Source organism: Flavobacterium sp. CG_9.10, assembly GCF_015752245.1.
In the GTDB taxonomy this organism is placed as follows: domain Bacteria; phylum Bacteroidota; class Bacteroidia; order Flavobacteriales; family Flavobacteriaceae; genus Flavobacterium.
Window position 1 is genome coordinate 191,257 of record NZ_JADOVD010000004.1, and the last position, 12,006, is coordinate 203,262.

General features: G+C 32.4%; 9 protein-coding genes. 2 read left to right on the forward strand and 7 right to left on the reverse strand.

The genetic code is table 11. The features are described from left to right. On the forward strand, nucleotides 1-1,536 hold the full coding sequence (locus IWX84_RS05105) for a cryptochrome/photolyase family protein (RefSeq protein ID WP_196849673.1): 1,536 nt from the start codon (nucleotides 1-3) through the stop codon (nucleotides 1,534-1,536). Next, a complete protein-coding gene (locus IWX84_RS05110) occupies nucleotides 1,533-2,825 on the forward strand; it encodes a DASH family cryptochrome (protein WP_196849674.1) in 1,293 nt (430 codons plus the stop codon). The genes IWX84_RS05105 and IWX84_RS05110 overlap by 4 nt, the downstream gene beginning before the upstream one ends. A gap of 124 nt (nucleotides 2,826-2,949) precedes the next feature. Here IWX84_RS05110 and IWX84_RS05115 read toward each other — a convergent pair whose 3' ends face one another. From IWX84_RS05115 to IWX84_RS05145, 7 genes are all read right to left on the reverse strand, one after another. Beyond that, nucleotides 2,950-6,003: an efflux RND transporter permease subunit gene (locus IWX84_RS05115; protein WP_196849675.1), complete on the reverse strand. Its 3,054-nt coding sequence runs from the start codon at nucleotides 6,001-6,003 to the stop codon at nucleotides 2,950-2,952. A gap of 128 nt (nucleotides 6,004-6,131) precedes the next feature. Beyond that, nucleotides 6,132-7,082 carry an efflux RND transporter periplasmic adaptor subunit gene (locus tag IWX84_RS05120; RefSeq protein WP_196849676.1) on the reverse strand — a complete coding sequence of 317 codons (951 nt, stop codon included), beginning with the start codon at nucleotides 7,080-7,082 and terminating at the stop codon, nucleotides 6,132-6,134. Then, nucleotides 7,051-8,289 (reverse strand): TolC family protein, encoded by a 1,239-nt coding sequence (locus IWX84_RS05125; RefSeq protein ID WP_196849677.1) that lies wholly within the window; start codon nucleotides 8,287-8,289, stop codon nucleotides 7,051-7,053. Before IWX84_RS05125 ends, IWX84_RS05120 begins: the two co-directional genes overlap by 32 nt. Nucleotides 8,290-8,315: 26 nt before the next feature. Further along, entirely contained in the window at nucleotides 8,316-9,338 is a 1,023-nt protein-coding gene (locus IWX84_RS05130) for a YncE family protein (RefSeq protein ID WP_196849678.1), read from the reverse strand. A 143-nt stretch (nucleotides 9,339-9,481) separates the two neighbouring features. Next, nucleotides 9,482-9,901 carry a PepSY-like domain-containing protein gene (locus IWX84_RS05135; RefSeq protein ID WP_196849679.1) on the reverse strand — a complete coding sequence of 140 codons (420 nt, stop codon included), beginning with the start codon at nucleotides 9,899-9,901 and terminating at the stop codon, nucleotides 9,482-9,484. A 99-nt stretch (nucleotides 9,902-10,000) separates the two neighbouring features. After that, entirely contained in the window at nucleotides 10,001-11,287 is a 1,287-nt protein-coding gene (locus tag IWX84_RS05140) for a sensor histidine kinase (RefSeq protein ID WP_196849680.1), read from the reverse strand. Then, entirely contained in the window at nucleotides 11,284-11,964 is a 681-nt protein-coding gene (locus IWX84_RS05145) for a response regulator transcription factor (RefSeq protein WP_196849681.1), read from the reverse strand. Before IWX84_RS05145 ends, IWX84_RS05140 begins: the two co-directional genes overlap by 4 nt. Nucleotides 11,965-12,006 lie beyond the last annotated feature (42 nt).

Below are 12,006 nucleotides of genomic sequence, written 5' to 3' on the forward strand. Positions count from 1 at the left end.
ATGAAAAAAACGTTACGATTAATTCTTGGCGATCAACTCAACAGCAATCACTCCTGGTTTAAATCCGTAGATGATTCGGTTACTTATGTGATGATGGAAATTCGTTCTGAAACTGATTATGCAACGCATCACATTCAGAAAATAGTTGGTTTCTTCTCGGCAATGCAATCTTTTTATTTGGAATTAAAATCAAACAATCACCAAGTGATTTATATTCATTTAAATGATGAAAATAACTTGCAATCATTTGAAAAAAACATACAAAATCTAGTTTCAAAGCACAATTTCACTCATTTTGAATACCAACTTCCAGACGAATATAGAGTTGATGTTTGTTTAAAAAACCTTTGCCAATCAATCTCGATCTCAAATACAGTGTTTGATTCGGAACATTTTTTTACTACCCGAAATGAATTAGGTGATTTTTTTGAAGGAAAGAAAACCTTTTTGATGGAAAGTTTTTATCGTATGCTCCGAAAAAAGCATGAAGTCTTGATGGAAGGCGATAAACCACTAACAGGAAAATGGAATTATGATAGTGAAAACCGTAAAAAACTACCCAAAAATCATAAAGCTACACCACCGTTAGTTTTTAACAATGATGTTCGTGAAATTTTAAATCAAATTAAGAAAACCGATATTAAAACAATCGGGAATATTGACGAAGCTAGTTTTGTTTGGCCAATTAACCGAAAACAATCCTTAGAATTATTAGATTTTTTTCTTGTTGAATGTTTGCCTTTATTTGGAAGTTATCAAGACGCTATGTCGCCAAACGAATGGTCTTTATACCATGCTCGAATTTCATTTTCTATGAATTTAAAAATGATTTCACCACAAGAAGTTATTGATAGCGCCATAAAAGAATGGGAAAAACGACCTGACGAAATTGAATACAATCAACTAGAGGGTTTTGTGCGACAAATAATTGGATGGCGTGAGTACATGAGAGGAATTTATTGGCTCAAAATGCCCGAGTATGCCACGATGAATTTTTTCAACAATCAGGAAAAATTACCGGATTGGTTTTGGACGGGAAAAACAAAAATGAATTGTCTCAAAGATGCTATAAATCAATCCTTAAACTTTGCTTATGCGCATCACATTCAGCGATTGATGATCACAGGAAATTTTGCGCTTTTAGCCGGAATTCATCCAGACGAAATAGATGCTTGGTATTTGGGAATCTATATTGACGCGATTGAATGGGTTGAAATTACCAATACTCGCGGTATGAGTCAATTTGCCGATGGCGGAATTGTAGGTACAAAACCGTATGTAAGTTCAGCAGCTTATATCGATAAAATGAGTCATTATTGCGGAAGTTGTTTTTATAAAAAGGAAATTAAAACTGGAGAAAAATCATGTCCGTTCAATAGTTTATATTGGAATTTTTATGACCAGAATGAAGATAAATTAGGTAAAAATCCTAGAATTGGAATGATGTATAACATTTGGAGAAAAATGAAGCCAGAAGCAAAAGTTGCCTTATTAGAACAAGCCGATTATTATTTAAAAAACATAAACACATTATGAAAACTGCATTAGTTTGGTTTAAAACCGATTTACGTTTACACGATAATGAAACCTTGGTAAAAGCGATTTCGCACAGTGATAGCATTATTCCAGTGTATTGTTTTGATGAATCCCATTTTGAAACAACTGATTTTGGATTTAAAAAAACAGGAAGTTTCAGAGCGCAATTTTTGATGGAATCTCTTATTAACTTAGATTCAAATTTGAGAGCAATTGGTTCAGGTCTTGTTATTGTCACTGGAAAACCAGAAATCGAAATTCCTAAACTGGTTAAGCAATACAAAGCAACCAAAGTTTTTGCAAAAAGAGAAGTTTGTTATGAAGAAAAACAGACAGAGTTATTAGTTCAAACCGAACTTTTCAAAGTGCGATGCGAACTAGAAACATATAGCACCAGCACTTTGTATCATGCAGAAGATTTACCTTTTTCCATTAAAGATATTCCAGAGGTGTTTACCAATTTCAGAAAGAAAATTGAGAAAGAAGCAGTAATTCGAACAGTTTTTGAGGCACCAACTCACATTGAATCACCAGAAATTAAGTCTTTAAATTTACCTTCTTTACAAGCATTAAATTTGAAGTTTACACCAATCGACAAAAGAGCTGCAATCCGTTTTAAAGGTGGAGAATCCGCAGCAATAAAGCGTTTGAATCATTATTTTTATAAATCTAAATGCATTTCAAACTATAAAGAAACCAGAAACCAAATGGTCGGTGCTGATTATTCGTCTAAATTTTCTGCGTGGTTGGCTATGGGTTGTATTTCGCCAAGATTTATCTATCAAGAACTAAAAAAATACGAAACGCAGTTTGAAGCCAATGACTCCACCTATTGGTTGGTTTTTGAGTTATTATGGCGTGACTACTTTCGTTTTATGATGAAAAAACACCAACAGCAATATTTCTTGCTCAATGGAATTCAAACACCTAAATTAGAATCAAAAGCAATAAATTTAGAACTATTACAAAAATGGACAGAGGGTAAAACAGGGAATGATTTTATTGATGCTAATATGATTGAATTGAAGCTTACTGGCTTTATGAGTAATCGAGGACGACAAAATGTTGCCAGTTATTTTTGTAACGAATTAGAGTTAGATTGGCGTTATGGCGCAGCGTATTTCGAACAACAATTGATTGATTATGATGTGTGCAGCAATTGGGGAAATTGGGCATATATCGCTGGAGTTGGTAATGATCCAAGAGGAAATCGGTACTTCAATGTCGAGAAGCAAGCCGATGATTATGATAAAAAGCGAGTGTACCGCAACTTGTGGTTATCGGTTTAAGCCAGCGATTTATCACTTTGTTGAAAGCACTTGTTAAGTGAAAAATTATCTACTATTGGCACCTGTTTTTGTATATCGCTATTTCAGTTCAAGATATCATAAATAGTTTTGAACGATTAGTCCATTAATTAAAATGTGTAAAATGCTTTTCATTTTTATATACTAAACACAATAAACTTGGCAATACAATTAATAATAACGGCATGGCTATTAAAAAACCACCAATTACTGCTATTGCAAGGGGTTGATGCAACTCAGAACCAGTTCCAATTCCTATGGCTAATGGCAACAAAGCAATAATAGCGCCTAATGCTGTCATTAATTTAGGTCGTAATCTAGTGGAAATAGAATAAATTATAGACTCATTCACATTTCTGGTCAATTTAAAAGTTTCCCTAAATTGAAGAAAAGTAAATATGGCATTTTCGCTAATGATACCTACTATCATAATAATTCCAGTATAGCTTCCTACGTTCAATGGTGTGTTTGTTATAAAAAGTAAAATATAACTCCCTGAAATCCCTAAAACGGAAATTAAAAGAATCACTAATGCTACTCTAAAATCTCTGAATAAAAATAAAATCACACCAAAAACCAATAATGAGGACGCAATTAAAATCATCAATAATTCTTTGAAAGATTGTTGTTGATCTTTGTAAGCTCCTGCATATTCAATATAATATCCAGTTGGAAGGTGAATCTCACTGCTCACTTTCTTTTGAATTTCTTGCATTACGCTTCCCAAATCCCGGTTATCCAATCTTCCGGTCACGACGCTCATCATCTGCAAATTCTCTCTTTCAATTTCTGCAACTCCTTTTTGAACTGAAATAGTAACCAGACTTGAAATAGGCACCGCTTGTCCGGTGGGCAAAAATAATTGCAGTTTCTTAATATCTTCTAAACTTCTATTTTTAGAATTCGAATAAATTAATCTAATCGGCGTTGTTTGTTCATTTTCTAACAAACTACCCACTACATTTCCTTCAAGTGCTGTTTGCATCTGAAATTGTAAATCAGTTGGCGTAATTCCGTATTGTGCCAATTGCGAATAATTGGGTTGGATATTAATTGCTGGTCCAGCCAAAATAATTCCGTCAAAAACATCTGCAGTTCCTTTTACTTTTTCTACAATACTATTTACTCTTTTAGCTATTTTTTGTAGTTCTTGCTGATTGCTTCCGTAAATTTTCACTTCAATTGGCGAAACAGAACTCATTAAATCTCCCAACATATCCCCTATTACCTGACCAAAATCAATACGCAAAGCGGGCTGAGTAGCTTCTACTTTTTGTCTGATTTCATCAATCACATCGTTGCTGGTTTTATTTCGATCTTTTTTTAATTGAATCAAGTAATCACCACGATTGGGTTCCGTAATAAAAAAACCCATTTGAGTTCCTGTTCGGCGGCTATAAGCTTCTACTTCAGGAATTTTTATTATTATTTTCTCTACTTCATTTAGCATTCTGTCTGTTTCTTCGAGTGAAGTTCCCGGTGGACTTTCATAATCCAAAATAATACTTCCTTCATCCATTTCTGGTAAAAAGCCTGTTTCTAAATTAGGCAGAATTATAAAAATAGAAAGTATTAAAACGATACAAAATGAAATGCTAAGTATTGGTTTTCCAATAAAATACGCCACCCAATTTTGAGTTTTAACTTCATGTATTTCTGTTTCTTTTTTTGTTTCTGAAGCGTTTTTTACTTTTTTAGAAAGCAATAAATAAACTACAGGCAACAGTAGCCAAGTCACAAAAAATGAACAAACCAAGGTGATTATCATCGTATCCGTCAGTACTTTAAAATAAGACCCGGCGACTCCACTCATTAATACAAAAGGAATAAAAATCACTATGGTACTTATCGAAGAACCTACCATTGCAGGGAATAAATAATGAATTGCTTTTTGCAAAAGCGAAACGGTAGGCTCATCAGGATGTTCTTCGTGTGTTCTATGAATTTGTTCAACAACGACAATGGCATCATCGATAATTAATCCTAAAGCTGCGGCAATGGCTCCCAAAGTCATTATGTTGAACGTTTGCCCAGTCAAGTATAAAACGATCAATGTCAAACCTAAAGTAACTGGAATAATAATTAATATGGTTGCACTGGCTTTCGCCGATTTCAAAAACAAAACAGCTACAATAATCGCTAATAACAATCCGATGAGTAAACTGTCCGTAACGCTTTTTACAGCATCATTTACAAAATTTGCCTGTTCGTAAAATGGAGTGATTTTTATAGATGACGGAAGTATTTTTTTTAACGCTTGCAGTTTTTCATTCATGGCCACTGTAAGCGAAATCAAATTGGAATTGGGTTGTTTTATTACTGCTATCAGGATACTTTCCTTGCCATTGGCATTTACTTTTATAAATTCTTTGGCCTCCTTAATTTCAACTGTCGCAATATCTTTCAGGGTTACAATTCCTTTGCCATTATTACGAATAACCAGATTCTCAAGTTCATCTTTTTTATCGACTTGAGCATCCGTAATCGTGAGATATAAATACCGATAATCAGACAAATAACCATTTGATTTTATAAAATTAGTCTCGCTCATAACTTGTGTTATAAGATTAGGACTAATACCAAGTGCTCTCATTTTATCAAAATCCAAAGACAACCAATATTCCTTTTCTTTTCCGCCAATAATTCTAATTTCGGAAACACCATCGATTTGAGAAAGGAATGGTTTTATCGTGTAATTGGCTATTTTCTTGAGTTCAATTGCTGACATTCCCTTTCCTTCAATGGCATATCCAATAACCGGAAGAATCGAAGGATTCATTTTTTCAACCGTGATTTGAGTATCCGGGGGAAGATTATTTTTTATTTGATTGATTTGTGCTTCAATTCTTGTTTTGCTCAAATCAATATCGGATTTCCAGTCCATAAATGCCGAAATCTCGCAACTTCCTCTACTGGTAGTACTGCGAACAGTTTTTAAATCCTGAACTTTCTTGATGGCATTTTCCAAAGGTTTTGTTACCGTAATCATCATTTTATCAATGGGTTGTTGACCCGCATCGGCAATGATTTTTATTTTTGGAAATGTAATCTCGGGAAATAAACTCGTTTGCATTTTCGAATAAGCAAAAAAACCTCCTAAAATAATTAGGAAGATGATAGCACTTAAACCATTTTTATGTTTTACAAAAAAGTTGTTCATATTTAAAATTTATAAAACACGAATTTCACGAATTAGCACTAATTATTAGTTTGTAATAGAAAAAGCTAAAAATTTATGAAATCAATTTTCAAATTATTTTATTTCGTGTCAATTCGTGAAATTCGTGTTTATTTTCTATTCACCTTAACTTTAATAGTATCGGAAACACCATAATTTCCGGTAAGCAAAATTTTATCATCCTGTGTCAAAACAGGCGACACTATTTCTACTTTATCGTCTGTTTCAATTCCTTTTTCGATTGGAATTTTTATGGCCGTGGAATCGTTAATCAATTTCATAATCCAAAAATCAGTTTCCGTTTCATCACTCAAAACAGCTGCTTTTGGTAACGAAATATTTTTTGAACCTGATGATTTGTTAATTCTGACTTTTACAATTAAATTCTCGGGAATATCGTGTTTCCCAATAATTTTCAATACTACATTTTGTGTTTGAGAGGCCGCATCAACTGTTGGCATAAATTTTTGAGCTACTGCTTTTATCGAAGAACTGTCCGGAAGTAAAACGATGAATTCTTTACCAATGGTAACTTGTTTTTTCAATTCATAAGGTAAACTCAAAACGATGGCAAAACTATTACTGTCATTGATTGTTGCTAAGGCATCACCATCCTGAACATAATCCCCTTGCTGCACATTAACCGCTGTAACAAAACCGTTTGTGTTGGCTCTTACTCTAATGGCTCCGCCAAAGTTCAGCGTTGGATCTATCTTGTTAATTGTATTTCCTAATACTTTTGCTTCGCGAGTTTTTATCGAAAATAACGCTGTCCCCTTTGAAACATAATCATTTGAAGCCACATTAACTGAATTCAAATAACCGGTAGCGTTTGCTTTTATGACGTTTTTTACTAAATAAGTTGCGGTTGCATTCAAGTCGACATAACTTTCAATTGTACTAGTATCAATATTGGTTAAAGTAACTGGGATTCTTGCGTCTATGACTTTTTCGGCCGCGTTATTATCTTTGCAGGATGCAAAAAAAAGTAAAAATAGGGTGAAAAAAAGTATCGGTTTTGTCATATAATTAATCGTTAAAACTCCAGTAATTAATTTCATTAATGATTTGAAGTTTGCTGGTGTTATTTTGTGTAATGGCATTTTTTATGGTGATTAAATTGCCAACCGCAATAATATATTCTGTGATTTGAGCATCACCGGTAAGCAACAATTTCTTGTTGGCTTCTATTAAAGCATCTGTGATTTTAAGTTGGGATTGCAATTGATTTTCAATATCTTTCGCCTGCTTCAATTTCTGGTTCAGCATCAATAATTGTTGCTTGTATTGCTTGTTGAAATTGTTTTTGTAAGCCCAATTTGTTGATAAAGCGGTCTCATTTTTTTGATGTTGCAAACTACGCTGATTGCCATCAAAAATAGGAATTGACAATCCTAAACCTGCACTAAATCCAAAATTTTTATATGCTTGATTCGTAAAACTTGATAAATATCCTGCATCGCCCAATAAAGATAAAGAAGGTTTATAACCATTATCAATTAATTTATTCTGATTTTGAAGTTTCAGGCTATCCACTTCAAATTGTTTCAGAAATATAATTTTATCCGAAGATTTAGTACTTTTTAAAGCAATTTCAGGCTTTTTCAAATTGACAAAAGTCGTATCTGTTTCTCCCGAAAGATAATTCAATAAAGCCAAATCGTTTTGGTATTGCTGTTTCAATTGCAATAAAACCAGTTCCTGTTGCTTTACCGTGGCACTAAAAATTAAATAATCCGTTTGTTTATAAATAGAGTTTTGAGTGAGTTTTTTTAGAATATCAGTTTCTTCTTTTAAAAGAATTGCAAGTTTCTTGTTATAACCAATTTGTTCCGAACTTCCGGAAGCCGAAATATATTGGGCAATGATGGCCTTATTCAAATCTTTCAGTGCTACTTTTTGATTCAAAACCAAGCCTTTTTTCAATATTTCGAAGGTTTCATATTGAGAATTGATTTGATTTTTTCCAATTATCTTCTGATTAACGCCCACTAAACCTGAAACAGTATGCTCATTACTCAAAGCGGCGTCATAGCCAAAACCATTAATAATGGGAGCATAATTCGCATTCAAATTCCCTGAAACCTGTGGTTTTCTAGTAGCTCTAAACAACAAACTATCAATGGCTACCGATTTAATTTGGTTTTTATAATCTTTGATTAATGGAGAATTGTTTTGTGCTTTTTCAAGAAAATAATTTAAATCCTTCTCTTGCGAAAAGGATTTAAAAAAACTCAAAAAAACGATAAGTAAAATGGTAAATTTCATTTGATAAATTTAGATAAAAATTTCATCTATTTACTCTTATTTTCGACAACTAAAACTGTAAAAGAATTAGGTGTAATTCCAGCTCTTGGTTTTGGATTTTCAGCGGTTGGTTCTGGCTTTGTTCCAAATTCAGCGGTTGGCAAATACAGTTGATGTGTTGTTTTATTCAATGCAATTGTTCGGGCTCCTTTTTGAGTTTTAACAGTTTCAAGAACTGAAAAAGAATTGGCGTTTTTTTCCTTTACAACAGTTATAGTTCCTTCGCCATTAGAGCTGAAAACAAGTTGTTTTTCAGCATCAAAAGCTACACCATCACAACCATCGCCAATAGGTAAAGTTTTGATTATTTTACCAGTTTTAGCATCTGAAACCATCATTAATTTATTACCACAAACCGAAAACAATCTGTTTGTTTTTAAGTCTATTGCTAATCCTGATGGTTCGTCACCGGGCGCTATACTCCAAGTGTTTACCACTTTTAAGGAGGTAGCATCTATTGTTTTAATTTGATTTTTATCTTCAATATTTACGTAAATCAAACCTTTATTATTGGTTACCGAAAACTCCGGTTTTCCGCCAAGTGCAATTGTTTTAATCACTTTATTTGTTTTAGCATCAATAACCGTGGCATCTTTGCTCATGGCATTGTAAACAAACACTTTTCGAGAAAATTGATCGTATAAAATAGCATCTGGTTTAATTCCTGCAATTTTCACTTTTTCTATTAATTCAAATGTTTTCAAATTAACAACCGTAATAGAATTGTCTTTTCCATTGCTAATAAATGCTTTATTCAAGTCATTTGCAACCGCAATACCATGAACTCCTTTTGTATCCGGAATGGTAGCTATTGTTTTATCTGATTTTAAATCAATCACGTTTACAACACTTCCGTGGGAAACGAACAAATGCTGATTTACGTCGTCGACTGCCATATAATCCCAGCCTTCATCCCCGGCGATATTGATTTTATTAGCAACTTTAAAAGTTTGACTGTAAGTGTTAGCAATAGAAACAATAATTATAAATGATAGCAGTATTTTTTTCATTTTTGAAAATTTAAAAGGTAATTAAAGGTGATTTTAAAACAGAATAGTAAATTTAACTCTATGGAAAACACAGCTATTAAATCAATTTAAAAAGAGTTGGATAAAAAACCCAACTCTCTCTATGCATACATTTGATTAAAAAATTATTCTTTTATCGACATACCGTCTTCTTTAAATGCAAGACTTTTACTCTTCATTCCTTTTTTTAAATCTACTTCATAAATAGTCCCATGTTTCGAGGTTTCTGTTTTGTCAGCTTCTGCAATTTTCCAATCACTATATTTCGATTTTACCGATGCTAAAACAGCTTTTGGCAAATCAACAGCTTTAATTTCTCTTTCGGTTTCCAACCAAGTTCCATCTTCTGAAAAATTAGCAGAAATCTTATTTCCTTCTAATGTAAATTCTGCCTCCCATTCTTTTGGACCTTCAACTCCCCAACTTACTTTTGTAGCAGTAGGAAATTTTTTAGCGAACGCTTTTTTTACTGCTCCCGGTGGAGTACCTGCAAATGCACAACTGCATATGAATACAATTGACATAATCATTAATAATTTTTTCATTTCGTTTTATTTAAATGTGATATGTAAATGATTTTACATTACAAAGATTAGACGCAATTCTATTTTAATTCTATTCTAAAATAATAGTCTTTCTTTTTTTTATTTCGAATCAATATTTTTAGCTAAAGAAAGGATAAAACTGTGTTTGCCATCGGAGAATAGATAATCTAATGACAACCCATTAACTTCAGCAATTTCTTTAGCGATAGACAATCCTAAACCCAAAGATTCGTGTGAATCAGTATTTTTCTGGAAGCGTTCAAATAACTGGTTGTCAATTGGTTTGTTTTTTCCTAAATTAGAAATTACAAATTTATTTTTCTCCATTAAAATTTCGATTTTACCACCCTTACTATTATGTCGAATTGCATTTTGCAATAAATTATTAACAAGTATCAAACACAAGTCTGGATTCATTAAAACACAAAAGTCACTTTCAATATTTTTTGTTATCTCGATTTTATTGGCATCAATATGATCTTCAAAAAAGACTAAGGAACTATCTACAATATTTTCAAAAGAAACCATTTCTGTGGTTTTGAAATACCTATTCTCAATTTTAGTAAGTAATAAAAGTGATTTATTAAGTCGAATTAATTTCGAGCAGGCATCATCAATCGCAAAAATTAATTTTACTTCATTTTCCTGTAAATTTTTAGATTGGATCAGTAAATCAATCTTTGATTTTATAACTGCTAAAGGCGTTTGTATTTCGTGTGAAGCATTTTCGGTAAATTTCTTCTGACTGTTATAATCAACAATCATTTTATCCATCATCGCATTAAGCGAATTATTTAATTCTCCAAATTCTTTTATGGAGGTTTTAGCGAAAGCTGGAATTTGGTTGTCGTTTGCGCGAAACCTTTTTAACGAAGCTACGGTTAGGTAAAATGGTTTCCATAAAGTTTTTGAAACCCAAAAATTCACAAACATTGAAATCAAAAAAAGACAGCATAAAATAACAAGCAACAAATAAAATATACCATCAAATAATTCATCATATTCTATTGTGCTTCGCCAAATTTTAATTTGATAATTATTGTTTCTTATGGTAACAAGGGATGAAATCATCCTATTGACTGCTAACTCATTTTCTTTTTTATCAAGAATTAATGTATCCGAATACTTCGTTTTAACCCCATTTACATACTGTTTTTTTAAAGTATTTCCTATTTGGGCTTCTTTACTTTTTGTAATTAAGTTTAAAGCAACCGTATCATTTTCCTTCAAATAATTTTCGACGACAACAATCCGATTTTTCAAAAGTTCATTGTTACTGTCATTTACCTCCGCGGTAATGATATGGTAACAAATAAATCCCGATAAAATTAATATCGGAATACTCAAAATCAAATAATATAAACTGGTTTTAGCTAATAATTTCATTCGTTTGTTTTAAAATTATAGCCAATGCCGTAAATGGTTTGTAAATAATCCTCACATCCCTTTTCTAATAATTTTTTACGCAAATTTTTGACATGATTGTATATAAAATCAAAATTGTCCAATCGATCTGAATTGTCTCCCCAAATGTGTTCGGCTAATGCGCCTTTACTGACCACCCGATTTTTATTGGCCACAAAATAAAGCAACAAATCATACTCTTTTGTAGTCAAAATAACTTCTTTATTATGAACTAAAACCCTTCTTTCGTTGGGCAAAATTATAATTTCGTTTACACTGATTTCTATATTCCCGTCAAAATTTTTTCTTCTAATTACCGCTTTGATACGCGAATTCAATTCCGATAAATGAAAAGGTTTAGGCAAATAATCATCGGCACCAAGGTCTAAACCAAACACTTTATCGTCAAGAGAATTTTTTGCCGAAATAATTATTACTCCAGCTTTAGACTTTTTATCTTTTATCTCCTTTATTAAATCTAATCCGGAACCTTTTGGCAACGTGATATCTACTAAAATACAATCATAGTCATATAGGGCTATTTTGCTTTCTGCTTTAGAAAAATCGGAAGCAATTTCCACCACATTTCCTTCCATTTCAAGATATTGAGTAATGCTCTGTTGTAATTGCGGCTCGTCCTCGATAAGTAGTATTTTCATAGTAAAAGTAAAATTAAAGCTAAATTCTATTCTAATTCTGTT